Source organism: Ruegeria hyattellae (assembly GCF_041537925.1).
Lineage (GTDB): Bacteria > Pseudomonadota > Alphaproteobacteria > Rhodobacterales > Rhodobacteraceae > Ruegeria_C.
The window spans coordinates 725519-750091 of sequence record NZ_JBGOSH010000001.1 but is presented as its reverse complement, the minus strand read 5'-3'; the positions used below and the strand labels follow the sequence as shown (position 1 = coordinate 750091).

Sequence of the window (24573 nt, the reverse complement as noted above, 5' to 3'; positions counted from 1 at the left end):
CCCTAGGGATGGATTTTGGTCGGGGCAAGCGGCAGTCTGGCTTAGTGTCACCCGCCCTCAGTCATGGCAAAGCGGTGCGCCTCGCCGGTTTCCAGCCAGGTCTTGAGGCCCGCAATCATCCGGTACCAGCCATCGGCAACACCTTCCTGTCCCGGTGGGATGTCATAATGTTCGACCGTGAGCTTGCAGTGATCGCCCTGCGGCTCGATCAGGTAGACGCAGCGCGACGTGGGCATTCCGTCGCCTTCCCAGCAGGGCCGGAACAGCATGTCGAGATAGGTTTTTGGCCGCGCCTCGGTTACGTCGATGGTCAGCATCGGCATGCCTCCGTCAACCTGGTAAGTGGCCGATCCGCCTTGCTCCAGTGTGCCTTCGGCGGATTTGGCCATGAAATGGTATTGGATGACCTCTTGCGGGTCAGTCAGCGCAGACCACAGCGCGTCCTGCGTACAACGGATGAACGTGGCCATCATGAAATCGGGTTTTTGAGTCTCACTCATTGGGGCAGCTCCTTCGAGTTTCGCTTTCAGATCGAGCACGCTGCGCGCCGCTGGTTTGGCGCGATACGGGTCGATCCACCGGTCGATCGCCTCCTGCAGAGGCAGGGCGTTCAGATAGTGATATTTGAACCGCCCTTTCTTGCGGGTGACGATCAGGGACGCGTCCTCGAGCAGCTTGAGGTGTTTCATCACCCCGAACCGGCTCATGTCGAGCTGGGCTTCCAACTCGCTCAGGCTTTGCCCGTCCTTTTGGCGCAGACTGTCCATCAGGGTCAGGCGGGCCGGATCGGCAAGGGCCTTGAAGATCGCTTCCATGGGAATCACTTATACGTTACTAATTAGTCACGTGACAATATGGTAACGTAAAATCTGCAATTGCGGCTACGCGGCAGGGCTTGCATGATCGCGGCAAAGAAGGAGGCAGCGATGGCAGGGACGCAATATCTGGACACCGCACAGGGGCGGCGGATCGCCTATCACCGGACCGAGGGGCGTGGACCCTGCATCGTGTTTCTGGGCGGTCTGAAATCGGACATGGAAGGCACCAAGGCCGTGCATCTGGAGGCCTGGGCGCAGGCACAGGGCCGTGCCTATCTACGATTCGATTATTCTGGACATGGCGAAAGTTCGGGTACGTTCGAAGAGGGCTGCATCGGCGATTGGCACGAGGATACCGTCGCGGCCATCGCTGCGTTGACCGAGGGGCCGGTCGTTGTGATCGGGTCCTCCATGGGGGGCTGGCAGGCGCTGTTGCTGGCTCGTGCGATGCCCGAGCGGATCGCCGGAATGGTCACCATCGCAGCCGCGCCGGATTTCACCGAAGAGGGCTACTGGGCTTCCTTCTCCGATGCGCAGAAACAGGCGCTGGAGGAGGTGGGGCAGGTGGAACTGCCCTCGGACTACATGGAGCCCTACGTCATCACCAAGCGGATGATCGAAGACGGCCGTAAGCAGTTGGTGCTGCGCGATCCGCTGGAATTGCCGTTCCGTGTCAGGTGTTTGCAGGGCACAGCTGATACGGCGGTTTCGACCGAAACGGCGGTGCGCCTGCTGGAACATGCCACTTGCGAGAACATGCGGCTGACGCTTGTGAAGGACGCCGATCACCGGTTCTCGGATGGGCCCTGCCTCGGGATGATCGAACAGGCGGTGCTTGATGTTCTGGGGGATGGGTGATGCGCGCCTTCGGAAGGTTTCTGGGGCGCGTCCTTTTCGTCTTGCTGGTGGCCGGCGGACTGCTCTGGGTCTTCGGTCCTTATGAGGAAGTCGATTTCAACGCCCGCTTTGATCCGCGAAAATTCGGCGAAGGGGTGCAGGTCTATTTTGAATCCGTGGAATCACGGCATGAGGATATCACCGAGGGCGCGCAGAAACGGGTGATCTGGCAACCCGGTTTCAAGGAACAGCGGACACCCTATTCCGTGCTCTACCTGCATGGGTTCTCCGCCACCTCCGAAGAGATCCGACCGGTGCCGGACCGGGTTGCCGAGGCGTTGGGGGCCAATCTGGTCTATACCCGCCTGCGCGGGCATGGCCGTGGCAGTGCTGCCTTTGCCGGGGGGGATGCGACCGCATGGATGCAGGATGTCGCCGAAGGGCTGGCTGCGGCGCGCGCCAGCGGTGACAAGGTGGTCGTGCTGGCAACATCCACCGGTGCGACCCTAGCCGCTGCGGCGGCTCTCGACCCCGAACTGAGCCGGGACGTCGTGGCAATGGTGCTGGTGTCGCCCAATTTCGGGATCAACGACCCGATGGCGTGGGTTCTGACGCTGCCGGCGGCGCGGTTCTGGCTGCCATGGGTCATGGGGGAGGGTCGCAGTTTCGAGCCGCGCAACGCTGGGCAGGAAAAATACTGGACCACCTCCTATGGTTGGCCGCCGGTTCTGTCGATGGCAGCGCTGGTCAAAAAAGTGGTGACTCTGGATTTCTCACAGGCTAACGTTCCCGTATTGTTCTTGCTCTCGGACGATGATCTGGTCGTGCGCCCTGACCTGACGCGAGATGCGGCGGGCCGCTGGGGCGGACCGACTAAGATTGCGGCGATGACTATGGGCGCCGGGGACGATTCGTATTCCCATGTCATCGCGGGTGACATCATGTCGCCGGGCCAGACAGAGCGCGCAGTTGCCGCGATCCTGAGCTGGTTGCAATAAAACGGAGTAGAGTGATGGACCAACGTGTCAGCCTGATCACCATTGGCACGGATGATATGAACGGCTCGGCCCGGTTCTACGAGGCCATTGGCTGGCGGCGCGTCGAGACGCCGGATGGCGTGATTGCCTTTGATTTGATCGGGCAGGTGTTGGGGCTCTATCCGCTGGACAAGCTGGCCGAGGATATTGGCTGCACACCGGGGGACCTAGGGCAGGGCGCCACCACGTTAAGCTACAATTGCGCCGCGAAAGAGCAGGTGGGTGAGGTTCTGGCCGCAGCCGAAGCGGCGGGGGCTACGATCCTGAAACCCGCCAGCGACGTGTTCTGGGGCGGCCATCATGGCTATTTCCGCGCGCCCGAGGGCACGATCTGGGAGGTGGCGCATAACCCGTTTTCGGCGCTGGGTCCCAATGGCGAGTTCCGCTGGAACGGCTACGGCTGATGCGCCCGCCCCGCAGCATGTGGAGCCTTGAGACGCTGGGCCGCGTGCGCCTGTCGAAATATTTTTACATGCGCGAGTTTCTCTATTCCGAGATTGGCAATTTCCACCAGATCCAGAACATCCCTGAAAACCCGGACCTGGCCATCGAAACAGGTCGCGCGCTTTGCGAGGTCTTGCTGGACCCGCTGGAGGAGACCTTCGGCCGCGTCGCGATCCGCTCGGGCTATCGCTCACCCAGGCTGAACCGGTTCGGGAATGAGAACAAGCTGAACTGTGCCCGCAATGATAACCCGCTGGAATGTCATATCTGGGATATCGGCGTGGGCGACGCCCGTGTGGCCGGGGCGTCGATTGTGGTCCCGTGGTTTGCCGATCTCTACGCCGAGGGCCGCGATTGGCGCGATTTGGCCTGGTGGATGCACGATCATCTGGACTATTCCGAGATTTGGTTCTTTCCCAAGCTCTGCGCTTTCAATCTGGTCTGGCGCGCGCAGCCGCTGCGCCGGATCGACAGTTATGTCGCCCCGCGCGGATGCCTGCTGCGCCCCGGTGCGGACCCAAGTGAACCGCAGGCGGAGCGGCGCGCACGCTATGGCGATTTTCCGCCTTTTCGCGGGCTTGTCGGCGGTTGAATAAACCCGCATCCTGCGCTCAGGCAAAGGTAATGAGGGCAGCGTGAAAGACTCCGAATTACAGGGTGTGGCGTGCCGTGGCTGAGCCTTTGGTCTTTCTGACCGGGCTGATGTGTGACGCGCGCGTGTTCGGTGCGCAGCTTCTGGATCTGTCCGCGGATCGCGCGGTCACGGTTGCACCCACTTCGATGGGCGAACGGGTCGAAGAGATCGCTTCGGACCTGCTGGATCAACTGCCGCATCGCTTTGCACTGGTCGGGCACAGTATGGGCGGAATCATCGCGATGGAGATATATCGCCGCGCCCCAGACCGGGTTGCGCGGCTGTGCCTGATCTCGACCGACAGTCTGGCCGATACGCCGCAGATCGCTGCCGACCGCGAGCCAATGATCGTCGGCGCGCAAGCTGGCCGGCTGGACGAGGTGATGCGCGAGGCACTGCTGCCGGATGTACTGGCGCCGGGGCCGAACCGCGCCGGGATTCTGGAGTTTGTCCATTCCATGAGCGCCCGGCAGGGGCCCGATGTGTTCGTCCGGCAGATGCGCGCGCTACAGCGCCGCCCCGATCAGCAGGCGACTTTGCGCAAGATATCAGTGCCGACGCTGGTTTTGTGCGGCGCGCACGACGTGCTGACACCGGTCAAACGCCATGTCTTCATGTCGGAACTGATCCCGACGGCAACGCTGCGTGTTCTGGACGATACCGGACACTTCCCTACGCTCGAAGCGCCGGGCGCGGTGACAGAGGCGCTGCGGGACTGGCTGGCAAGCCCGCATTGATCTGCTACTTGCGGTCGCTCCTGCTCCCGGTCTGGGCGACTCAGGCGGCGTTTGTGTTGGCGGGTTTGCGTGCGGCGCCCTTGCTGTTGGCGTTCATGAAATCGATGACCAGCGGGCGAATATTATCGCGCCAGCTACGGCCCGCGAAAATGCCGTAATGGCCCGCACCGGGTTCAACATGGCTGGCCTTCTTGCTGTCGGGTAGCCCGGTGCACAGGTCCAGCGCAGCGACGCATTGGCCGGGGGCGGAAATGTCGTCATTTGCCCCTTCGACGGTCTTGACCGCGACATTGGTGATCTTGCTCATATCCACTTTGTGCCCGGCCACGACAAACTCGTTGCGCGCAATCTCACGGTTCTTGAAGACCCGCTCGACGGTGGACAGGTAGAACTCGGCAGGCATGTCCATCACCGCCAGATATTCGTCGTAGAACCGGTTATGGGCATCGTGATCGGAGGCCTCGTTGCGCATGACGCGCTGGATCTGATCAACGAAGGCCTGACTGTGGCGATCCGAATTCATCGACATGAACGAGGCCAGTTGCAACAGGCCGGGATAGACCTTGCGACCTACGCCCTTGTACTTGAACCCGACGCGCTGGATCATGGTTTCTTCGAGCTGTCCCATCGTCACCCTGCGTCCGAAATCGGTCACATCGGTGCGGGTAGCATCGGGGTCCACCGGGCCGCCGATCAGGGTCAGCGAAGAGGGTTGTGCCTTGGGATCCTGCTCGGCCAGATACGCGGTTGCGGCCAGCGTCAGCGGCGCAGGCTGGCATACGGCGACTACATGGGTGTCTGGGCCAAGCTCGCGCATGAAATCGACCAGATAGAGCGTATAGTCCTCAATGTCGAACTTGCCATCGGAGACCGGAATGTCGCGCGCATTATGCCAGTCGGTGATATAGACCTCGCAATTCACCAGCAGGCTTTTTACGGTCGAGCGCAGCAATGTCGCGTAGTGACCCGACATCGGTGCGACCAGCAGCACCTTGCGCGGCTGTGTTTTGCGCCCGTTCACGCTGAAGTGGATCAGATCGCCGAAGGGACGCTCGACAACCGTTTCGATCTCGACCAGGTGGTCCTTGCCATCCTCGCAGGTGAAAGTGCGGATGCCCCAGTCGGGCTTGACGATCATGCGCTGATAGGTGCGTTCTGTCACCTCACCCCATGCGGCCATCCAGCTGAACACGGGATTCGGAGCCATTGCGAACATCGGATAAGACGCCAGTGACCGCGCCGAGGCACCCAACCACTGGTTGGTATTTCTGACGGTCTCCGCCAGATCGTAGGTCATCATGTATCGCATGATCTATACCTCTTGTGCTATGGCTTGTGCACCAGACAACGCGTCGCTCCGCACCTTGCCGGGCCGAACATTATTCTGCACAGCAGCGAGACTATGAGGAATTCCTTAAAATGACAACTAGCGAAGACCTGCCGTCGGAGATTTCGCAAGAAAGCTTTGATAAGTTGAAGGAAAACCTGGAGAAGGTTGAAGATCTGTCAAAGCGATTTGTTGAGGTTATGGCTAATAAGTCTGGACATAATCCCGGTCTGGATAGCCCGAATCAAGAAGTTTTTGCAAAGGCAGCAACGTCCTATTTGTCCGAGGCGCTGCAGAACCCTGCCATGATACTGGAACAGCAGATTGAGTTCTGGAGCAAATCGGTTCTGAACTTTGCCGAAGCCCAGCAGGCTCTGCTGTCAGGCGAAACGGAAGAGGATGACGACGAACCCACCGACCGCCGGTTTTCCAACCCGATGTGGAAATCCAGCCCCTATTTCCGGTTCGTCAAGAAACAGTATCTGACCACCTCCAAGGCGATCGAAGAGGCGGTCTCCACAGCCGAGGGTGTCGACGTGGTCCAAAGGCGGCGACTGAACTATTTCGCGCAGCAGATCGTCGACCTGATGTCGCCGACCAATTTTCTCGCCACAAACCCGGATGCGCTGGAAAAGGCAGTCGAGACCGAAGGGGAATCCCTGATCCGGGGGCTTGAGAACCTCGTCTCTGACCTCGAGGCAAATGACGGCGAGCTTACGGTGCGGCTGGCGGACGAGTCGGCGTTCGAACTGGGTGGCAACATCGCGACCACGCAAGGAGAGGTGGTCTTTCGCAACCGCATGATGGAACTGATCCAATACGCCCCGGCCACAGAGACGGTGCACGAAACGCCCATTGTCCTGTTTCCGCCCTGGATCAACAAATTCTATATCCTCGACCTCAAGGCGCAGAACAGTCTGATCAAATGGGTGACCGAGCAGGGCTATACGCTGTTTGTGGTCAGCTGGGTCAATCCGGACCGGTCGCTGTCCGATGTCGGCATGGAGGATTATATTCAGGACGGGTTCCTGACTGCAATTGAGAACGTCAAAGAAATCTGTGGCGTCAAGCAGGTGAACGCGGTCGGCTATTGTATCGCGGGCACAACGCTCGGCCTGACCTTGTCGCTGCTTAAGCAGCGCGGCGACACTTCGGTCAATTCGGCAACTTTCTTCACCGCGCTGACGGATTTCTCGGATCAGGGCGAGTTCACACCGTTCCTGCAGGACGATTTCATCGATGCAATCGAAGAAGAGGTGAATACTCAGGGCGTTTTGCGATCCTTCATCATGGCACGCACATTTTCCTATCTGCGATCGCGCGATCTGATTTATTCACCTGCCATCCGCAACTATATGATGGGCGAGACGCCACCGGCCTTTGATCTGCTCTACTGGAACGGGGACGGGGCGAACCTGCCCGCGAAGATGGCGGTCGAGTATCTGCGCGGCCTCTGCCAGCGCAACGAGTTCACCACGACCGGGATCGAACTGATGGGTCACACATTACATGTGCGCGACGTGACGGTTCCGCTGATGGCGATCACCTGCGAAACCGACCACATCGCCGCCTGGAAAGACTGCTATCGTGGCGTGCAGTTGATGGGGTCGCGCTCGAAGACTTTCGTGGTTTCGGAGTCGGGTCACATTGCTGGTATCGTCAACCCGCCCAGTAAGGACAAATACGGCCATTATACCAATGCCGATCTGAAACCCGATCACGAGGGCTGGATGAAGGCGGCGAAATACAACAAGGGTTCCTGGTGGCCGCTGTGGGAGGCGTGGCTGAAAAAGCGGTCTGGCAAACAGGTTCCGGCCAGAATTCCTGGCGATTCGACGCATAAATCGCTGGGGCCGGCCCCCGGATCCTATGTGAAAGTCTCCGCAAAGCTCTGATTTTCATGTGAAATAAAATATTATTCTGCGCCGCAGCAAATTCTTCTTGCAATGCTGCGACGCAGCATACATATTCGTCTCAAGCCGAAGGAAACGGGGTGGGCCCGTACCCGGTAACTAGGATTGAGACAATGGCAAATTCGCAAGACTTCACCACCATCTTCAAAGACGCAATGGGTGCTTTCCCGGTTGACACCGCTGCCTTCCAGGACGCCTTCAAAACCACCACTAACCTGAGCGAAAAGCTCTCGGGTGTTGCTCTGGAAGCGGCTGAAAAGTCGGCTGAGATCTCCAGCAAGTGGACCAAGGACACCCTGGCCAAGATGGGCGACTATTCCAAAGCCAAGGCAGAGCCGGCAGACTACGCCAAAGCCGCAACCGACTTCGCCTCTTCCTCGGCCGAAGTTGCTGCTGAAAACCTGGCTGCCTACGCTGAAGTTGCAAAGAAAGTACAGATGGACACCGTCGAGCTGCTGATGGCTGCTGGCAAAGACATCACCGAAGATGCAACCGCCGCCGTGAAAAAAGCGACCAACGACGTGACCACTGCTGCCAAGAAAGCAGGCGCGAAGTAATCGCCGACGACAAATTGCGCCCTTTCCTCCCATTTAGGTGCAATTTTTTGGGCAGGTCGTAAGACCTGCCCTTTTTTGTGTCCAGACGGACACTTTCCTTTTCTGCTGCGCTCGCATAGTCTTTGCTGCATTGCACCAATACCGGGGAGGGATATGGGTGGCCGAACAGGAAAAACCGTTGCTGATCAAGCGGTATGCCAGCCGCAGGCTCTACAACACTGAAACCAGCGACTATGTCACGCTGGAAGATATCGCAGGCTTCATCCGCGATGGGCGCGAGGTCCAGATTGTCGATCTCAAATCTGGCGACGACCTGACCCGGCAATACCTCCTGCAAATCATCGCCGAGCATGAAAGCAGGGGCGAGAATGTGCTGCCGGTCAATGTGCTGAATGATCTTGTGCGCAGCTACATGCTGCCAGGTGGCGGGATGATGCCGCAATTCCTGCAAAGCTCGTTCGACATGCTGCGCGAAAGCCAGGCGAAGGTCGTGAAGAACATGAACGCCATGAACCCGATGACACAGATCCCGGGCTTTGACGCGCTCAAGGCCCAGCAGGAGGCCTTCCTCAAAGCGATGACCGGCGGATTGTCCGGCAACTGGTCCGCTCCGGACCAGGACGCCGAAGAGGCCCCCGGCGAAGATCTGGACGAGATCAAGAAGCAACTGGCCGAGCTTCAGCAAAAGCTTTCGAAACTTAGCTGACATGCCCGTGATGCGCCTGCTTGCGGGGGCATTCGCGCTTGTTGTCACCTCGGGAAGTTCCGAGGCGCAAAGCCTGTGCCTGCTGGGCCCCGATCTGGCGCGCGACTGCGCGCCAATCCGTGAACGGCCGGTGCTGGACGCGGCCAGCGCGCCTTGGCGCGCGATCGGACGGGTCAATTTCGCCAGCACCGATATCCGCCAGCACTGCACTGGTGTGCTGGTCGCTGACCGGCTGGTTCTGACGGCGGCGCATTGTCTGTATAACGGCGCGCGTAAACGCTGGATACCACCCACTAGCATCCGTTTCGTTGCCGGTTACCAGAAGGGCGCAGCGCAGGCGGTGTCCGAGGTGTCGGACTATGTGACTGATCCGGGCCAGGACGTGCAGAGCCGCAACTTTGCTCCGATGACCATCGCTGATTGGGCAGTGCTGATCTTGAAGGACCCGATCGGCCAGCAGGTCGGAACCTTGCCAATCGCCGATCCCACACGCCCCGTCGCGGCCCTCTATGTAGCGGGCTATTCCGGCCTGCGACCCCATGTGCTGAGCCGAGCGGGACCCTGCGAGCCTCAGGCACCGCGCCAGTTGCGCGAGGTTGCGCTATTGGATTGCCCGATCATGCAGGGCGATTCCGGCGCACCACTTCTGATAGATGGCCCCGTGGGACCTGAGGTGGTGGGCATCTTGTCGAAGGGCCGTGCCACAGCAGATGGCGCGCGCGGCGTGTTTCTGGGCAGCCAAATGTTCGAGCGTGGACTGCAACGTGCCCGCGATCAGGTGCCGTAGGCGCGCAGGGGGCCGGTGGCATCTTCCATCGCGGCCAGCAGGATATCCGCGATCAAGTCAAGCTCGTCTCGGGTCAGGCGGACCGGCAGGCGCACATCGCAGGCGCGCATCAGCATGGCGCGGGTTTGCGGCAACTCGACCTGTTCGGGCAGGAACTGCCAGTTCCAGAAGGCACGGGCATTGTCCTCGCTCAGGCCAAACACCTGCACCTTGACCCCGCGCGTGGCGGCGGCGGCGGCAAAGGCGCGGGTTTGCGCATCATCCAGGCCCACGAGATTGAACTGAATCGAATCCGGCGCCCGTTTCTCGGGCACCAGTGGCGCGGGCACGTCAATATGGGGCGAGACATTCAACTGCGCGGCCACATGATCGTGATTGGCCAGACCGTCGCGCACCCGCCGCGCAAGTTCCGGCAATTGTGGGCGGATCACAACCGCGCTCAGATTGCTCATCCGCAGGTTATAAAGCGGCAGCTTGTTCTGCCAGCGGGCAAAGGCTTGTTCCAGATCGGGCGCGTTTTCGCCATGCGGGCCTTTGTGTTTTTGCCAGTTATGCTCATAAGCGCCGGACATGATGACGGCGCGGGCGACCAGATCGGCATCATCGGTTATTAGGATGCCGCCTTCGCCCGCGTTGATCATCTTGTAGGACTGGAACGAGAAACAGCCCAATTTGCCTATGGTGCCGATATTGCCGTCATGCCATGTTGTGCCCAGCGAGTGGGCCGCGTCCTCGACCACCGGAATGCCGCGCGCATCGCAGAGCGTCATGATCGCGTCCATGTCCGAGGTATGGCCCCGCATATGGCTGATGATGACAGCCTGCACGCTGTTCAGCTTGGTCTCGAAATCGGCCAGATCGATGCGGTAGTTCTCACCAACCTCACACAGTACCGGAATGCAGTCGGCATGCACCACCGAAGAGGGAACAGCGGCAAACGTAAAGCCCGGGATCAGCACCCGCGCGTCACGCGGCAGGTCCAGCGCCTTGAGCGACAGGAACAGCGCCGCCGAGCAGGACGAAACCGCCAGCGCGTATTTTGATCCCAGCAATTCGGCAAATTCCGCCTCAAGCAGAGACACTGGCGCGTCTTGCGGTGCGGTGTAGCGAAACAGGTCGCCCGATTTCAGAAGCGCGTCGATCGCGTCTCGGGCTGCTGCTGGAATGGGTTCAGCTTCGTGGACGTTGGGAGCCTGCATCACATTTGGCCTTACTTAATGTACTTTTTCAAAAACATAAAACTAAAGGATCGACGTGCCAAGACCCTTCGCGGCAGGGTGGCGAAAATTCACCATTCTTTCACTGAAGGCCGGTTCGCGGTTCAGACGTTCAGAAGCAGGTGCTCGCGTTCCCAGGGCGAGATGACCTGCAGGAACTCTTCGTATTCCGAGCGTTTCACGATGCCATAGACCCGGGCAAAGTCCGGGCCCAGCACCTGATGTAGCGCCTCGGCCTGATCAAAAAGGTCCAGCGCCTGTCCCATCACCTGCGGAATATCGCCGTCGCCCTCATAGGCATCGCCATAGAACTGGCGTCGGGGGCGTTCTTGCTGGGTCAGACCCAGATAGCCGCAGGCCAGCGAGACCGCAATGCCCAGATAGGGGTTACAATCCATCCCGGCGATACGGTTTTCCACCCGCCGGCTTTCAGGTCCCGACAGCGGCACGCGGATGCCGGTGGTGCGGTTGTCGCGCGCCCACTCAAGATTGATCGGCGCTGCCTGATCCTTCACGTAGCGGCGGTAGGAGTTCACATAAGGCGCCATCACCGCAAGAGCGGCGGGCAGATGGTTCTGCAGCCCGGCGATGAAGTGATAGAAGGCGTCCGTCTCTCCCCCTTGCGGACCCGAAAAGACATTCTTGCCGGTCTCCATGTCGATCAGCGAGTGGTGGATATGCATGGCCGAGCCGGGCTCATTGGCGATCGGCTTGGCCATGAAGGTTGCGAAACAGTCATGGCGCAGCGCGGCCTCGCGGATCAGGCGTTTGAAGTAGAACACCTCGTCGGCCAGCTTCACCGGGTCGCCATGGCGCAGGTTGATTTCCAACTGGCCAGCACCGCCTTCCTGGGTGATTCCATCGATCTCAAAACCCTGTGCCTCGGCAAAATCATAGATGTCGTCGATCACTGGTCCGAATTCGTCCACCGCCGTCATCGAATAGGCCTGACGGGCGGCGGCGGGGCGGCCCGAGCGACCCATCATCGGCTTGATCTCATGAGCGGGGTCGAGGTTGCGGGCGACCAGAAAGAACTCCATCTCCGGCGCGACAACCGGTTTCCAGCCCTTCTTGTGGTACATGTCGACCACGCGTTTGAGCACATTACGGGGGCTGCAGGGAATTGCGTTGCCGTCTCTGTCATAGGCGTCGTGGATGACCTGTAGGGTCCAGTCGCCGGTCCAGGGCGCGGCGGTGGCGGTGGACATGTCCGGTTTCAGGATCATGTCCTTTTCGATGAACCCGTCCTCATCCGCCGCTTCGCCCCAGTCCCCCGTGATGGTCTGGTAAAAGATGCTGTCGGGCAGGTGGAAATAGTCTTGCTTTGCGAATTTCGACGCGGGCACCGCCTTGCCGCGCGCAATGCCGGGCAGGTCCGAGATGATGCACTCCACCTCGTCCAGCCTGCGCCCGTCCAGATAGGCGCGCGCAGCGTCGGGAAGGTTTTTGGTCCAGTCGCTCATGAGGTCCTCGCTACGCGAAAGAATGCGCCAATACGCTGCGCAATTGTGCTGTTGTCGATGGGGTCGCTCAGCCGCGTTTCGGCCGCGTCCAGTATCGGGTCGGGCACGACGCCGCGCCCGCGTGCTTCCATCAGGTCGTGGATGAAGTCGTTCTCGAACTCGGGATGCGCCTGAATGGTCCAGATCCGGTCGCCATATGTCAGCATGGCGTTTTCGCAGAAGGCGTTGCTGGCCGTTAGGCGCGCGCCGTCGGGGCGGCGCGTGACCTGATCCTGATGCCAGGCATTCAGCGTCAGAGTGCCGTCATCCGCGGCATAATCGGTGGGGCCGATCGCCCAGCCGCCGTCGTATTTCTCGACCGTGCCGCCAAGCGCCTGCGCGATAATCTGGTGGCCGAAACAGATGCCAACCAGCGGCACGCCACTGTCATGGATGTCGCGGATCAGTTGCTCCAGCGGCGGTATCCAATTGTGATCCTCATAGGCTCCGTGGCGCGAGCCCGAGATCAGCCAGCCATCGGCAGCGCCGGGATCGTCTGGAAACACTCCATCAACCACGGGGTAAGAGACAAAGTCAAAGCCCTGATTTTTCAGAAGCGCGGGGTAGAGCCGGTCATAGTCGCCATAGGTTTCGACAAGCGTATCCGCCAGATGCCCAGCCTGCAGTAGTCCGATTTTCATAAGTCACCGATTGAGATTGGCCCGACGGTAGTGGAGCGTCAATTTGCTGGCAAGGGATCAAACGCTTTCCACATAGCTGCGCCAATGGGATTCGGGCGGGCGGGCCGCAAAGCCGGCAATCTCCTGCCGTTTGGTCAGGCACAGGTTGCGGATCAGGTCAGGTGCAAAAATCCGAGCGATCATCGGGTCACTTTCGAATTGGGTCACAGCCTCCCCGAGCGAGGTGCAGAGCTGCGGTAGACCGGCGATCTCATAAGCATTGCCGGAAATGGGTGTGGGGGGCTGCATCCGGTCTTCCATTCCGCTCAGCGTTGCGCCGAGCAGGGCAGAGAGCAGCAGATAGGGGTTGATATCGGCCCCGGCCACACGATGTTCGATCCGGCGCGCGGCGGGTGGGCCGCCGGGTATACGGATGGCCGCAGTGCGGTTCTCATAGGCCCAGCAGAGGCCGGTGGGCGCGTGTGCGCCGGGGACCAGCCGGTCATAGGAATTGCCATGCGGCGCGAAGATCAGGCTAGAGGCCGGGGCCGCCGCCAGACAGCCCGCCACCGCATGGCGCAACGTGTCTGTGCCCTCGGGGCCGCCATCGTCGAAGATGTTGCGCCCGTCGCGATCCAGAACCGAGAAATGCACATGCATCCCGTTGCCCGCGTCCTCGGCATACGGTTTGGCCATGAAGCTGGCGGCATAACCGTGCTTGCGCGCCAACCCGCGCGCCAGCGTCTTGAACAGCCAGGTATCGTCGGCGCAGCACATCGCGTCCTGATGGGTCAGGTTGACTTCGAATTGGCCTATGCCGCTTTCCGATATCCCTGCCTGCGCCGGAATATCCATGACCGCACAGGCGTCGTAGAGATCGTTGAAGTACCCTTCGAACCCGTCCATTTCGGCCAGGGACAACACCGCAGGGCTTTCCAGTCGTTGGCCGGTCAGTGGGTTGAGCGGCGGGCGCAAAGTATCCCCGCTGGCATCAACCAGCGTGAATTCCAGCTCGGTGGCGGCCAGAACCGTCCAGCCGCGCGCGTCAAAACCGCCCAGCACCCGCGCCAGCGCATGGCGCGGGTCGCCGTCAAAGGGCGTGCCATCCTCGTTGTGCAGCACCATTGGCACCAGTGCGGTCTCGGCACGCGCCCAGGGCACGGGCACTGGGCCTCGCTCGGTGGGGCGCAAGATGCCATCGGCATCGCCGGTTTCGAACAGCAGCGGACTGTCGGCGATATCGGCACCCCAAAGATCGACATTCGCCGCCGATAGCGGCATCCGCAACGCTCCGCTCTCCAGCTTGGCGCCATAGGCGCCGGGCACCCATTTACCGCGCATCTGACCGTTCAGATCGCAGGCGGCAATGCGAAAACTACGCAGCTTGGTCAGATTCATCGGGTTCCCTTCAGCGCGCCAGATTCAGCCGCAGCCGCAGCTTTTTCTTCTGCCCCTGCGGCAGGTGCCGGTTCAGCCGTGTATTGATCCGCCCGAACACCCAGACGATGAAGAGCGTGAAGAGGATGAAGTAGAAGGCCAGGATCGGGTAGGGAATGAACGGATTGAAGGTCTTGTCCGCGAAATAGCTGGCATAATAAAGCGCATCGCCCTCTTGCCGCCAGGCGGGAAAGGCCGAGAAAAAGACCAGCGTTGTGGCCTGGAACAGAAAGATCGCCTCATTTGTGTAGGCGGGCCAGGCCAGCCGCAGCATGGTGGGCCAGATCACCCGGCGGAACCGCGCCCAGCCGCTTAGGCCATAGGCATCAGCGGCCTCGACATCACCTTTGGGGATCGAGCGCAGCGCGCCGTAGAATATCTCGCCCGAATAGGCGGCGGTGTTCAGGAACAAGACAATCAACGCCCCCAGCCAGGCCGAAGTGAAGGCGTCGAACATCGGGTTGGTTTTCTTCAGCGACAGGAACAGGAAATACGCAAAGAAGAACTGGATGAAGAGCGGCGAGCCGCGAAAGAGAAAGATGAACCATTGCGCCGGTTTGCGGAAATAGCGGTTCTTTGAGGATTTTCCGACCGCCAGCGCGGTGGCCAGCAGGAACCCGGTGGTCAGCGCCATGATCCCGAAATAGATATTCCACATCATGCCCGAGCCGATCAGCGTGAACTGCTCGCACAAGGTGAAATCCGACGTCGGTAGCCGCCGCTCGCCAATGCCCAGCGATCGCAGGCCGTAATCCTGAATGGTCTGGATGCAGTCTTTCATGCCGTCACCTGCTTGCGCAACGCTTCACCGCCGGTGGTCGCCTGACCATGCGACAGGCGTACCATTAGCTTTTCCAGAACGATTTCTGAGACGCGGGTGAAGCCCAGGTAGAACACCAGCAAGAACAGGAAATACCACATGCGCCAGTCGGGATGGGGATAGTCCGTGAACCGTGACGTCTTGGTGCCACCCAGTTCTCTCGCCCAGTAGACGATGTCTTCGATCCCCAGGAGGAACAGCAGCGGCGTAGCCTTGATCAGCACCAGCCACAGATTGCTTAGGCCGGGCAGGGCATAGACCCACATCTGCGGCACGAGCACCCGCCAGAAGGTCTGGCGGCGGGACATGCCATAGGCCTCTGCGGTTTCAAGCTGCGGATGAGGCACCGCGCGCATGCCACCATAAAGGACATTTGCGGCAAAGGCGCCAAAGACGATTGAAAAGGTGATGACCGCCAGGAAGAAGCTATAGGTTTGATGCACCCATTGCGGGGCGGACCCAAGGGGCAGTTTGGCATTTGAGCAAACAAGGAAATCATTTCCCTGCCGAATCGGCGCGTCCCAGTCCGGGCACAGGATCTGATGGCGCATCCATTCGAAGCCCTGATCCAGCGCAATCACGAAGAACAGGAAAAAGGCGATGTCGGGCACGCCGCGTACGATCGCGATATACCCTTTGCCCAGCCAACTGACCGGAAAGACATGCGAGCGCGCTGCCATCGCGCCAGCAAAACCGAAGCTCAGCGCCACCGGGGCCGTGATCGCCAGCAGAGCCAACACCTTCACGAAGGACAGGTAGAAGGACATGTGCACGCCGTTGGTCAGATAGCAGGAGAACCAGCGGACCGTGCCAAGAGCGTCAGGATCGGCGCAAAAGGAAAACATGTGTCAGCTTTCAAAACCTGGAACGCGCCTGTCGGAGAGCTCCGAAACGGGGCCGGCGCGATCCGCGCCGAACCCGAAGACCAAAGTCTTAGTTGGTGACGACGGTACCGTCTTCGCCATAGGTCACCGCTCCTTCGCCGAACCATTTCTTGATCAGCGCAGTCAGCGAACCATCCGCCTTCATCGAGGTGATTGCCTCGTCGAGCTTGCCTTTCAGCTCACCATCCGATTCCCGCACGCCGACGCCGATCCCTGAGCCAAGCGCGACATCTTCGCCAACGAACATCAGCTCGCCGTTGGATTCCTCGACGATCGGCACCAGAAAGTCCTTGTCGGCAAATACCGCCGAGGCTTCGCCGTTGCGGACAGCAGCGATGGTTTCTTCCGGCGTGGCGAACTCGACCAGTGTTGCGCCGCTATCGGCGACGAAGCCCGCCTGCAGCGTGGCGGTCTGGGCTGCGACAACATCCGCAATATCCGCATCCGCGCTTGCACCGACATAGGCCGAGGCGGCGGGCGGGAAGTAGTCCTGGGTAAAGTCGATGACTTCGTCACGCTCGGGTGTGATCGACATCCCGGCGATGATGGTGTCGTAGTTGCCCGAGACCAGATTCGGAATGATTGAATCCCAGTCATTCTTGACCCATTCGCAGGTCAGACCGGCGCGCTTGCACAGCTCGTCGCCCACTTCGCGCTCGAATCCGTCGACCTCGCCCGCGTCATTGATGAAATTATACGGAGGATAGGCGCCCTCGGTGCCCATCCGCACGGTGTCGGCCATCGCCATGCCAGCGCTAAGCGCCAGAGCGGCGGTGGTCAGAATCAGTTTCTTCATAGGTTTCTCCCCTTATTTTGGTCGTGTTTTGATTTATGCAGCCTGCGTGGCGGAAAGGAAGCCCCGCAAGCGTTCGGATTCGGGTGCGCCGAACAGTTTTTCGGGCGCGCCTTCTTCTTCGATCAGCCCCTGATGCAGGAAAACCACGTGGCTTGAGATATCGGCGGCCATCTTCATGTCATGGGTGACGATAATCATCGTGCGACCCTCGGCGGCAAGATCCTTGATCACCTTGATCACTTCCTGCTCAAGCTCGGGGTCGAGCGCAGAGGTCGGTTCGTCGAACAAAAGCGCCTCAGGCTCCATGCACAGGCCCCGCGCGATGGCGGCGCGCTGCTGCTGGCCGCCGGAAAGCTGGGCGGGATAGACATCGCATTTGTCACCGATACCAACCTTTTGCAGGTATTTGCGGGCACTGTCCTCGACCTCGTGCCGGTCGCGGCCCAGCACGGTCACCGGGGCCTCCATCACGTTTTGCAGGATGGTCATATGCGCCCACAGATTGAACTGCTGGAATACCATGCTCAGATTGGTGCGGATGCGCAGCACTTGTTTGGGATCGGCAGGGTGGCGGTTGTGCCCATTCCCCCGCCAGCGCACCGGCTCGTCCTTGAACAGGATCTCGCCTTCCTGGCTGTGCTCCAGCAGGTTGCAGCAGCGCAGAAGCGTGGATTTGCCCGATCCCGACGATCCGATCAGTGAAACAACGTCGCCCCGATGGGCCGTGACATCCACCCCTTTGAGGACTTCGAGCTGCCCAAAGCTTTTGTGAAGGTTCCTGATCTGGATGACGGGAGGGCTGTCTGACACGACGGGTCCGTATGTTGTGAGCTGTTAATGCGCTACTAGGTCGGAAAAATTGGTGTAATGCAATGTGCAAAACGCAAAAAACCGCCCCTGAATGCACCGATTCGAGCATCGGCACAGGCGGATTCGGCGCTTGTTGCTTAATCCAGCGTCTTGGTGCGAACCGGGGTGCGCGCAGCCATTACCGGTTAGCTGCGCGCGGCCTTGTGGCGGGCGATGGCGGAATCCCGATCATTCACTCCCAGTAGACTGGAGACCAGCCGCAGCAGCGAATCTTCCTCTTTGCTGCGTTCTCCGTCGGCCAGAACCACTGACCAGGCCACCTCGACCACGGCCTTGCGGTGGTCGTAAGGCACCGCCTCCTTTATGGCGCGGGTAAAGCGCACCGTGTCGGGTGCTTCGGTTTCCAGCGTTTCGGCCTGGCCACGCAGATGTGCCGCCTCGAAGGGGCTCAGCCCGTAACGCGCCTCGATGATCTTGTCGATGCGGCGAATCTCGGCGTCGGCATAGTCATTGTCAGAGCGTGCGATCCGCACCAGCAGCGCGGTCAGCGCCAGGCGCGCGTCAGGTTCGGCCAGATCGTCTGGCGTTTCCTGGGTCAGGCGGGAGAGGAAATCCTTGAACATGAGACAGATATAGAAGCGTCAGACAGATCAGCCAAGGGCCTGTGCGACACGGTCCATCACGCGGCGGCGCGCGGCCTGACTGTCATTATAGCTCAACCCCATGGCAATGCGGGCCTCTTCCACGATCTTTAGCTCGCCTTCCTTCTGCTCGCCATCGGCCAGCACGACCTCCCACAGCGCCTCGATGGCGGCGAGCCGTTCGGTCAGGCCGGTGGTCTCGCGTATCAGCTTGCCAAACGTATCGGTGTCGGGGGCGGCGGCGTGCAGTTTCTCGCAGGTGGCGCGCACTTTGGCGGCCTCGATCGCGTTATGCTGATAGAGCCGGGCCAGAATGCGGTCGATCAGGCTGATCTCTTCGACCTGGTAGTCCCGGTCGGATTGCGCCACCCGCACCAGCAGCGCCCCGAGGGCCAGTTCGGCATCGGGATCGGGCAGGGGCGCGGGCGCGGTCGGGCGAAACGCCTGGAAGAACTTTTTCAACATGGGCGAAAATTATCGCGGAAAACGCGGGCCGCCAAGCGCGAACTACGCGCTGAGTGAATTCGCCCGAAAGTTGCGCCCGTTTGCGCTCGCCGCTTGTTCCCTTGCCGGATTTGGATCAGGCTGCACAGATGCTGATATTTGACGGACACAATGACGTTCTGACCGAGCTTTTTGAGGCAGGCGGCGTCGCGGCGGCCCCTTCATTCGGGACTGGCCTTTCCGGGCAGCTGGACACCGCACGCGCCGCAATGGGTGGATTCGGAGGCGGGTTCTTTGCGATCTGGGTGGCTTCACCCGGTACGACTGATTTCGACGGTATCGACGGTGCCTATGATCTGCCAATGCCTGCCGAGATCGCTCAGGAAGACGCGTGGCGCGTGGCGCGAGAACAGGCGGATATTCTTGAGGAGTTACAGCGGCTTCGGGCGCTGAATTTATGTCGCTCCGTGGCCGAGATCGAGGCCGCGCGGCAGCACGGCAAGATCGCGGCGATCCTGCATATGGAAGGGGCCGAAGCAATAAGCGACAGCCTGCGGGAACTGGATTGGCTGTATGAGCAAGGGTTACGCTCACTCGGCCCGGTCTGGAGCCGGCCGAATCGATTCGGTCACGGCGTACCGTTCCGCTACCCCTCCGACGGTGATACCGGGCCGGGCCTGACGGCAGCGGGTCATGTGCTGGTCGAGAAGTGCAACGAGATGCGCGTGATGGTGGACCTCAGCCACCTCAATATGGCGGGTGTGCGGGACGTGGCGGCGATCAGCAATGCTCCGCTTGTTGCGACTCATTCCAACGCCCATGCGATCAGCCCGCATGCCCGCAACCTGACCGATGCGCAGCTGATGTTTATGGCGCAGAGCGGCGGCGTGGTCGGCCTGAACTTCGAAAGCACCTTCCTGCGTCCCGACGGGCAGCCGAACCCGGATATCCCCGAAGCGGTAGTGATGGCGCATCTCGACCATCTGCTGGGTGCGATGGGTGAAGAGGGCGTGGTGCTTGGGTCTGATTTCGACGGCTGCACCCCACCGCTGTGGCTGAATGGGGCCGAGAAACTGCCCGCGCTGATCGCAGCCATGGAACGCCATGGCTACACTGCCGACCGGATCGAACGGATATGCTGGTCGAACTGGATGCGCGTGCTACGCGATACCTGGGGCGGCTGAGCGTCCCGGGCCCGTCAGACCAGGCCCGTCAGACCAGCCGCGAGCTTTCTTTGGCGGCGCGCACGAAATCGGCAAAAAGCGGGTGCGGCTGGAATGGCTTCGACTTCAGCTCGGGGTGGAACTGTACGCCGATGAACCACGGGTGATCCGCCCATTCCACGATCTCGGGCAGGCGGCCATCCGGCGACATGCCGGAAAACTTCAGCCCCGCCTTTTCCAGCTTGTCGCGGTACTTGATATCCACCTCGTAACGATGGCGATGGCGTTCTTCGATGGCGGTTGAGCCATAGACCGACGCCACCAGAGACCCATCGCTCAGGGCCGCGTCATAGGCGCCCAGCCGCATGGTGCCGCCCTTGTCGTCGCCCACCTTGCGTTCGACCTTGTGGTTGCCCTGCACCCATTCCTTGAGGTGATAGACCACCGGTTCGAACCGTTTCTGGCCCGCCTCGTGGTCGAACTCTTCGGAGCCCGCCTTGGCAATCCCAGCCACATTGCGCGCCGCCTCAATCACCGCCATCTGCATGCCCAAACAGATGCCCAGATAGGGTACGTTGTTCTCGCGGGCATATTGCGCCGCCTTGATCTTGCCTTCGGTGCCGCGCTCGCCAAAGCCGCCGGGCACGAGGATGGCGTGATAGCCTTCCAGATGCGGCGCGGCGTCTTCGCAGTCGAACACTTCGGCATCGACCCACTCGACCTTGACGCGCACCCGGTTGGCCATGCCGCCATGGGTCAGTGCCTCGGCGATCGACTTATAGGCGTCCTCAAGCTGGGTGTATTTGCCGACAATGGCCACTTTCACCTGACCTTCGGCATTGTGGATGCGGTCGCTGACATCCTCCCATTTGGCCAGATCGGGTTTCGGGGCGGGGCTGATCTGGAACGCGTCCAGAACCGCCTGATCCAGCCCTTCGGCATGATAGGCGAGCGGTGCGTCATAGATCGTGCCGAGATCCTGCGCGGCGATCACGCTGTCGGGCCGTACATTGCAGAACAGCGCCAGCTTTTCGCGTTCCTTGGCCGGGATCGGCCCTTCGGAGCGGCAGACCAGAATGTCCGGCGCCAGCCCGATCGAGCGCAATTCCTTGACCGAGTGCTGGGTCGGTTTGGTTTTCAGCTCACCACTGGCCTTGATATAGGGCAGCAGCGTGAGATGCATGAAGATGCACTGACCGCGCGGCTTGTCCTGGCTGAATTGTCGGATGGCTTCGAAAAACGGCAGCCCCTCGATATCGCCGACGGTGCCGCCGATCTCACACAGCATGAAATCGACCTCATCCTCGCCGATCGAGATGAAATCCTTGATCTCGTTGGTCACATGCGGAATGACCTGAATGGTCTTGCCCAGATAATCTCCGCGCCGCTCCTTCTCCAACACATTGGAATAGATGCGGCCCGAACTGACCGAGTCCGTCTTGCGGGCGGCCACCCCGGTGAAGCGCTCGTAATGACCAAGGTCCAGATCGGTTTCGGCCCCGTCATCGGTTACGAAGACTTCGCCATGTTCAAACGGCGACATCGTGCCGGGATCGACATTCAGGTAGGGGTCGAGCTTGCGCAGCCGCACCGAAAAGCCGCGCGCCTGCAACAATGCGCCCAGAGCAGCCGATGCCAGACCTTTGCCCAACGAGGAAACGACCCCGCCCGTGATGAAGATGAAACGCGCCATGAGTGTTGGTCTACCCCGTGAGACTACAAGATTCGAGTGCCCGGCGGTCCGTTAAAAAACCGCTGCATCACGGGACTTCACTAATAAAGGATTCGCGCGCATTGCGCAAGGGAACCGCAAGATGCTGTTGCGGTTCTTTCCCAGATGGCAAGGTGTTGTGGATTATTCGGCGGTAGGCGTCAGCGGGCCAGTGTCACCGACACCCGGTGGCAGCAGGTCCTGACCTGCGGGCAGATCGGTGCTGCCCTCTTCGTTTGTGGTGGGCGCCGACACACCCAGCCGGTCGATAACCGAGCTGCCCGAGGCGTTCTTTGCCGCGATGATCGTCAGCGTGATCGAGGTGATGATGAACGCGGTCGCAAGAACCCAAGTCACCTTGCTCAGGGCCGTGGCCGCGGCCCGGCCGGTCATCGCGCCGCCACCGCCGCCGCCCATGCCCAGACCACCCCCTTCGGACCGCTGCATCAGCACAACGGCAATCAGCCCGAGGGCCAGAAGAAGGTGAATGATGAGGACGACGTTTTCCATCGGAAATCCTGAGCAGCTTGGGCCGTGTATCGCGCGGTATGTATGCAAGTTTGCGGGCAGGGGCAAGGGAGGAATGGCATCAGAACCGATGATGGGCACCATCACGAGAAAGACACTGGACAGGGGCGGGCCGGGGGTCGCACTCTGACCCCATGCCACATGACGATTCCGACCATCCGCATGCCCTTTTGCCACCCGACCCGGCGCTGCGCGTCAAGGCGCTTGAGACAATCCTGACCCGCAAGGGGTTGATCGATCCGGCGGCGCTGGACGAGATCATCGACACCTACCAGAACCGCATCGGCCCCAGAAACGGCGCGCAGGTAGTGGCCCGCGCCTGGAGCGATCCCGGCTTTCGCACCGCGCTGCTGGAGGACGCGACCGCTGCAGTGTCCGAGATGGGGTTCTATGGCCGCCAGGGCGAACACATGGTGGTGGTCGAAAACACGCCCACGCAGCACAACATGGTCGTTTGCACCTTGTGCAGCTGTTATCCGTGGCCGCTGCTGGGCATTCCGCCCGGCTGGTACAAATCCGACGCCTATCGCTCCCGCGCCGTACGTGCGCCGCGCAAGGTACTGGCTGAGTTCGGGGTGACCCTGTCGCCCAAGACCTCGGTGCGGGTCTGGGATTCGACCGCCGAGATTCGGTATCTGGTCCTGCCCATGCGGCCCGAGGGCAGCGAGGGACTGTCGGCAGAGTCACTTGCCGCGCTGGTCACCCGTGACAGTATGATCGGAACGGGGCTGCCCCGATCGCCGGAGGAACCGACATGACCCGCGTGCATGACATGGGCGGCCGGTTCGGGGATGGCCCGGTGGTGCCGGATCAAGAGGGCGCGCCGGTCTTTGCCGAAGACTGGCACGCACGAGTGCTGGCGGTCACTTTGGCCTGCGGCGCGCTGGGCAAATGGAATATAGACATCTCGCGCCACGCGCGTGAATGCCTGTCGCCTCAGGATTATGCCCGTTTCAGCTATTACGAGAAATGGATTGCCGCGCTGGCCGATTTGCTGGTCAAGACTGGCGTGCTGACCGAATCCGATCTGAGCGATGGCGGGCCCTCGGATTTGCATGCGCTGGCGGCCAAGGCCCTGCGCGCCGATGCGGTTGCCGGTGTTCTGGCCAGCGGCGGACCCGCCGACCGGCCCAGCCCGCTCGCGCCGCGATTCACCAAAGGACAGGCGGTCCGCACCCTGCGGCCCGCCGCAAACCGGCTGGTTGAAGGGGGGCATACCCGTTTGCCCATCTATGCTCAGGGCGCGTTGGGATACATTCTCCGACTGCATGGCACGCATGTTCTGCCAGACAGCAACGCGCATGGTCTGGGCGAAGCGCCAGAGCCGCTTTATGCGGTGGTGTTTCACGCATCCGAGCTTTGGGCCGCGCCCGAACACCCCGAGGACGACGTGGTTCTGGACCTCTGGCAAAGCTATCTGGAGCCGGTATGAGCACCTTTGCACCCGAGCCGGTTTTCGAAGAACCCTGGCACGCGCAGCTTTTCGCGCTGACCGTGCATCTGAACGAAACAGGTCGCTTCGACTGGCCGGACTGGGCGGCGCGCTTTTCGGAAACGCTGAAACGACACGGGCTGGAACGGGAACTGAACGGCGGCGATGACTATTTCAACGCGTGGCTCGAAACGCTTGAGGCTTTGTTGGCCGATAGCGGTGAGGCAGGTGACGGCGAACGCGTCAGGATGCGGCAAGCATGGGAACAAGCCTATCTGTCCACGCCGCACGGTCAGCCGGTTCACCTGTCGGACTAGGTGGCGTCGAATTTACGACCGTGCCGCAGCAATTGTCGCGGTATCCTGAAATTCCAGAATTTCGGTAATCTTGCCGTCTTCGACGGTCCAGAACAACGCGTTCAAGGTTTGCAGTTGCGCTCCTGTCCTGCGATTTATGAAGTCGACCCGCTGCCGCGTCGCCGCGCGATTTCCGGACAAGAAAAGATCGTCCAGTTCGAAGGCTCCGAAAGTCCAGTCTTCTACATATTTGCTGAGGGCGTCGACGAACGCCGCTTTTCCTCGGCAATCGGCGCAGTAGGGGCCACATTCAGGGGTCGATTGTATGCAATAGTGGATATCATCGGTGCACAATCCCAGAACGGTTTCGATATCTGACGCCGCATATGCAGCTACGGCCTTACGAATGACGGTTTCGGTGTCCATGAATGCCTCCTGTAAAATGCTTCAAAAAAAGTTGTCAGTCTGGCGCTCG

The 24573-nt window shown here is 60.7% G+C and carries 28 protein-coding genes; 13 read left to right on the top strand and 15 right to left on the bottom strand.

Annotated features, from left to right (window positions below; genetic code table 11):
- Positions 1-47: 47 nt before the first annotated feature.
- Positions 48-815, bottom strand: a complete 768-nt coding sequence (locus AB1E33_RS03730) for an ArsR/SmtB family transcription factor (RefSeq protein ID WP_372575898.1) — start codon at positions 813-815, stop codon at positions 48-50.
- A gap of 111 nt (positions 816-926) precedes the next feature.
- Between AB1E33_RS03730 and AB1E33_RS03725 the strand changes: the two genes are divergently transcribed.
- From AB1E33_RS03725 to AB1E33_RS03705, 5 genes are all read left to right on the top strand, one after another.
- Positions 927-1676 (top strand): alpha/beta hydrolase, encoded by a 750-nt coding sequence (locus tag AB1E33_RS03725; RefSeq protein ID WP_372575897.1) that lies wholly within the window; start codon positions 927-929, stop codon positions 1674-1676.
- Entirely contained in the window at positions 1676-2653 is a 978-nt protein-coding gene (locus AB1E33_RS03720) for an alpha/beta hydrolase (protein ID WP_372575896.1), read from the top strand. The genes AB1E33_RS03725 and AB1E33_RS03720 overlap by 1 nt, the downstream gene beginning before the upstream one ends.
- Positions 2654-2667: 14 nt before the next feature.
- On the top strand, positions 2668-3096 hold the full coding sequence (locus AB1E33_RS03715; protein WP_372575895.1) for a VOC family protein: 429 nt from the start codon (positions 2668-2670) through the stop codon (positions 3094-3096).
- Positions 3097-3113: 17 nt separating this feature from the next.
- Positions 3114-3728 carry a hypothetical protein gene (locus AB1E33_RS03710; protein WP_372575966.1) on the top strand — a complete coding sequence of 205 codons (615 nt, stop codon included), beginning with the start codon at positions 3114-3116 and terminating at the stop codon, positions 3726-3728.
- Between the two features lie 77 nt (positions 3729-3805).
- Complete coding sequence (locus tag AB1E33_RS03705; RefSeq protein ID WP_372575894.1) at positions 3806-4507, top strand: alpha/beta fold hydrolase; 702 nt, start codon at positions 3806-3808, stop codon at positions 4505-4507.
- 40 nt (positions 4508-4547) lie between these two features.
- On the opposite strand, the gene phaZ is transcribed toward AB1E33_RS03705, so the two are convergent.
- Complete coding sequence (gene phaZ / locus AB1E33_RS03700) at positions 4548-5816, bottom strand: polyhydroxyalkanoate depolymerase (protein WP_372575893.1); 1269 nt, start codon at positions 5814-5816, stop codon at positions 4548-4550.
- Between the two features lie 110 nt (positions 5817-5926).
- On the opposite strand from phaZ, the gene phaC reads away from it, so the two are divergent.
- The 4 genes from phaC (at position 5927) to AB1E33_RS03680 (ending at position 9797) form a co-directional block, all read left to right on the top strand.
- Entirely contained in the window at positions 5927-7729 is a 1803-nt protein-coding gene (gene phaC, locus AB1E33_RS03695) for a class I poly(R)-hydroxyalkanoic acid synthase (RefSeq protein WP_372575892.1), read from the top strand.
- A 131-nt stretch (positions 7730-7860) separates the two neighbouring features.
- On the top strand, positions 7861-8304 hold the full coding sequence (locus AB1E33_RS03690) for a phasin, PhaP (protein ID WP_372575891.1): 444 nt from the start codon (positions 7861-7863) through the stop codon (positions 8302-8304).
- Positions 8305-8461: 157 nt separating this feature from the next.
- A complete protein-coding gene (gene phaR, locus AB1E33_RS03685; RefSeq protein WP_372575890.1) occupies positions 8462-9010 on the top strand; it encodes a polyhydroxyalkanoate synthesis repressor PhaR in 549 nt (182 codons plus the stop codon).
- Positions 9011-9020: 10 nt separating this feature from the next.
- Positions 9021-9797: a trypsin-like serine peptidase gene (locus AB1E33_RS03680; RefSeq protein WP_372575965.1), complete on the top strand. Its 777-nt coding sequence runs from the start codon at positions 9021-9023 to the stop codon at positions 9795-9797.
- Here the strand turns inward: AB1E33_RS03680 and AB1E33_RS03675 are convergent.
- The 10 genes from AB1E33_RS03675 to AB1E33_RS03630 form a co-directional block, all read right to left on the bottom strand.
- Positions 9785-10999, bottom strand: coding sequence for a DegT/DnrJ/EryC1/StrS family aminotransferase (locus AB1E33_RS03675; protein WP_372575889.1), 1215 nt, complete (start codon positions 10997-10999; stop codon positions 9785-9787). The two genes, AB1E33_RS03680 and AB1E33_RS03675, sit on opposite strands and share 13 nt — an antisense overlap.
- 119 nt (positions 11000-11118) lie before the next feature.
- Positions 11119-12477 (bottom strand): glutamine synthetase family protein, encoded by a 1359-nt coding sequence (locus AB1E33_RS03670; RefSeq protein ID WP_372575888.1) that lies wholly within the window; start codon positions 12475-12477, stop codon positions 11119-11121.
- A complete protein-coding gene (locus tag AB1E33_RS03665; protein ID WP_372575887.1) occupies positions 12474-13157 on the bottom strand; it encodes a type 1 glutamine amidotransferase in 684 nt (227 codons plus the stop codon). The genes AB1E33_RS03670 and AB1E33_RS03665 overlap by 4 nt, the downstream gene beginning before the upstream one ends.
- Before the next feature lie 57 nt (positions 13158-13214).
- Entirely contained in the window at positions 13215-14534 is a 1320-nt protein-coding gene (locus tag AB1E33_RS03660; protein WP_372575886.1) for a glutamine synthetase family protein, read from the bottom strand.
- 10 nt (positions 14535-14544) lie between these two features.
- Entirely contained in the window at positions 14545-15354 is an 810-nt protein-coding gene (locus tag AB1E33_RS03655) for an ABC transporter permease (RefSeq protein ID WP_372575885.1), read from the bottom strand.
- The gene (locus AB1E33_RS03650; protein ID WP_372575884.1) at positions 15351-16238 is read right to left on the bottom strand and encodes an ABC transporter permease; all 888 of its coding nucleotides are present in this window, start codon (positions 16236-16238) and stop codon (positions 15351-15353) included. Before AB1E33_RS03650 ends, AB1E33_RS03655 begins: the two co-directional genes overlap by 4 nt.
- 88 nt (positions 16239-16326) lie before the next feature.
- Positions 16327-17073, bottom strand: a complete 747-nt coding sequence (locus AB1E33_RS03645; RefSeq protein WP_372575883.1) for a transporter substrate-binding domain-containing protein — start codon at positions 17071-17073, stop codon at positions 16327-16329.
- Positions 17074-17106: 33 nt separating this feature from the next.
- Positions 17107-17883, bottom strand: a complete 777-nt coding sequence (locus tag AB1E33_RS03640) for an ABC transporter ATP-binding protein (RefSeq protein ID WP_372575882.1) — start codon at positions 17881-17883, stop codon at positions 17107-17109.
- 185 nt (positions 17884-18068) lie between these two features.
- Positions 18069-18506, bottom strand: a complete 438-nt coding sequence (locus AB1E33_RS03635) for a tellurite resistance TerB family protein (protein ID WP_372575881.1) — start codon at positions 18504-18506, stop codon at positions 18069-18071.
- Between the two features lie 27 nt (positions 18507-18533).
- Positions 18534-18989, bottom strand: a complete 456-nt coding sequence (locus AB1E33_RS03630; RefSeq protein WP_372575880.1) for a tellurite resistance TerB family protein — start codon at positions 18987-18989, stop codon at positions 18534-18536.
- 128 nt (positions 18990-19117) lie between these two features.
- On the opposite strand from AB1E33_RS03630, the gene AB1E33_RS03625 reads away from it, so the two are divergent.
- A complete protein-coding gene (locus AB1E33_RS03625; protein WP_372575879.1) occupies positions 19118-20152 on the top strand; it encodes a dipeptidase in 1035 nt (344 codons plus the stop codon).
- Positions 20153-20180: 28 nt separating this feature from the next.
- Here the strand turns inward: AB1E33_RS03625 and pyrG are convergent, their stop codons facing one another.
- Both pyrG and secG read right to left on the bottom strand, forming a co-directional pair.
- The gene (gene pyrG, locus AB1E33_RS03620) at positions 20181-21824 is read right to left on the bottom strand and encodes a CTP synthase (protein ID WP_372575878.1); all 1644 of its coding nucleotides are present in this window, start codon (positions 21822-21824) and stop codon (positions 20181-20183) included.
- 162 nt (positions 21825-21986) lie between these two features.
- Complete coding sequence (secG, locus tag AB1E33_RS03615) at positions 21987-22352, bottom strand: preprotein translocase subunit SecG (protein WP_372575877.1); 366 nt, start codon at positions 22350-22352, stop codon at positions 21987-21989.
- A gap of 152 nt (positions 22353-22504) precedes the next feature.
- Between secG and nthA the strand changes: the two genes are divergently transcribed.
- From nthA to AB1E33_RS03600, 3 genes are read left to right on the top strand one after another with little or no spacing between them, the layout of a single operon-like run.
- Positions 22505-23128, top strand: coding sequence for a nitrile hydratase subunit alpha (nthA, locus tag AB1E33_RS03610; protein WP_372575876.1), 624 nt, complete (start codon positions 22505-22507; stop codon positions 23126-23128).
- Positions 23125-23802 carry a nitrile hydratase subunit beta gene (gene nthB, locus AB1E33_RS03605; protein WP_372575875.1) on the top strand — a complete coding sequence of 226 codons (678 nt, stop codon included), beginning with the start codon at positions 23125-23127 and terminating at the stop codon, positions 23800-23802. Before nthA ends, nthB begins: the two co-directional genes overlap by 4 nt.
- A complete protein-coding gene (locus AB1E33_RS03600) occupies positions 23799-24119 on the top strand; it encodes a nitrile hydratase accessory protein (RefSeq protein ID WP_372575874.1) in 321 nt (106 codons plus the stop codon). Before nthB ends, AB1E33_RS03600 begins: the two co-directional genes overlap by 4 nt.
- A 12-nt stretch (positions 24120-24131) precedes the next feature.
- Here the strand turns inward: AB1E33_RS03600 and AB1E33_RS03595 are convergent, their stop codons facing one another.
- Positions 24132-24524 carry a nuclear transport factor 2 family protein gene (locus AB1E33_RS03595; protein WP_372575873.1) on the bottom strand — a complete coding sequence of 131 codons (393 nt, stop codon included), beginning with the start codon at positions 24522-24524 and terminating at the stop codon, positions 24132-24134.
- Between the last annotated feature and the right edge of the window lie 49 nt (positions 24525-24573).

Bases quoted from the DNA above. Each gene is read 5' to 3' on its own strand.
- AB1E33_RS03730 (WP_372575898.1), bottom strand. From the start codon at position 815: ATGGAAGCGATCTTCAAGGCCCTTGCCGATCCGGCCCGCCTGACCCTG.
- AB1E33_RS03725 (WP_372575897.1), top strand. From the start codon at position 927: ATGGCAGGGACGCAATATCTGGACACCGCACAGGGGCGGCGGATCGCC.
- AB1E33_RS03720 (WP_372575896.1), top strand. From the start codon at position 1,676: ATGCGCGCCTTCGGAAGGTTTCTGGGGCGCGTCCTTTTCGTCTTGCTG.
- AB1E33_RS03715 (WP_372575895.1), top strand. From the start codon at position 2,668: ATGGACCAACGTGTCAGCCTGATCACCATTGGCACGGATGATATGAAC.
- AB1E33_RS03710 (WP_372575966.1), top strand. From the start codon at position 3,114: ATGTGGAGCCTTGAGACGCTGGGCCGCGTGCGCCTGTCGAAATATTTT.
- phaZ (WP_372575893.1), bottom strand. From the start codon at position 5,816: ATGCGATACATGATGACCTACGATCTGGCGGAGACCGTCAGAAATACC.
- phaC (WP_372575892.1), top strand. From the start codon at position 5,927: ATGACAACTAGCGAAGACCTGCCGTCGGAGATTTCGCAAGAAAGCTTT.
- AB1E33_RS03690 (WP_372575891.1), top strand. From the start codon at position 7,861: ATGGCAAATTCGCAAGACTTCACCACCATCTTCAAAGACGCAATGGGT.
- AB1E33_RS03680 (WP_372575965.1), top strand. From the start codon at position 9,021: ATGCGCCTGCTTGCGGGGGCATTCGCGCTTGTTGTCACCTCGGGAAGT.
- AB1E33_RS03670 (WP_372575888.1), bottom strand. From the start codon at position 12,477: ATGAGCGACTGGACCAAAAACCTTCCCGACGCTGCGCGCGCCTATCTG.
- AB1E33_RS03665 (WP_372575887.1), bottom strand. From the start codon at position 13,157: ATGAAAATCGGACTACTGCAGGCTGGGCATCTGGCGGATACGCTTGTC.
- AB1E33_RS03660 (WP_372575886.1), bottom strand. From the start codon at position 14,534: ATGAATCTGACCAAGCTGCGTAGTTTTCGCATTGCCGCCTGCGATCTG.
- AB1E33_RS03655 (WP_372575885.1), bottom strand. From the start codon at position 15,354: ATGAAAGACTGCATCCAGACCATTCAGGATTACGGCCTGCGATCGCTG.
- AB1E33_RS03650 (WP_372575884.1), bottom strand. From the start codon at position 16,238: ATGTTTTCCTTTTGCGCCGATCCTGACGCTCTTGGCACGGTCCGCTGG.
- AB1E33_RS03645 (WP_372575883.1), bottom strand. From the start codon at position 17,073: ATGAAGAAACTGATTCTGACCACCGCCGCTCTGGCGCTTAGCGCTGGC.
- AB1E33_RS03635 (WP_372575881.1), bottom strand. From the start codon at position 18,506: ATGTTCAAGGATTTCCTCTCCCGCCTGACCCAGGAAACGCCAGACGAT.
- AB1E33_RS03630 (WP_372575880.1), bottom strand. From the start codon at position 18,989: ATGTTGAAAAAGTTCTTCCAGGCGTTTCGCCCGACCGCGCCCGCGCCC.
- AB1E33_RS03625 (WP_372575879.1), top strand. From the start codon at position 19,118: ATGCTGATATTTGACGGACACAATGACGTTCTGACCGAGCTTTTTGAG.
- pyrG (WP_372575878.1), bottom strand. From the start codon at position 21,824: ATGGCGCGTTTCATCTTCATCACGGGCGGGGTCGTTTCCTCGTTGGGC.
- secG (WP_372575877.1), bottom strand. From the start codon at position 22,352: ATGGAAAACGTCGTCCTCATCATTCACCTTCTTCTGGCCCTCGGGCTG.
- nthA (WP_372575876.1), top strand. From the start codon at position 22,505: ATGCCACATGACGATTCCGACCATCCGCATGCCCTTTTGCCACCCGAC.
- nthB (WP_372575875.1), top strand. From the start codon at position 23,125: ATGACCCGCGTGCATGACATGGGCGGCCGGTTCGGGGATGGCCCGGTG.
- AB1E33_RS03600 (WP_372575874.1), top strand. From the start codon at position 23,799: ATGAGCACCTTTGCACCCGAGCCGGTTTTCGAAGAACCCTGGCACGCG.
- AB1E33_RS03595 (WP_372575873.1), bottom strand. From the start codon at position 24,524: ATGGACACCGAAACCGTCATTCGTAAGGCCGTAGCTGCATATGCGGCG.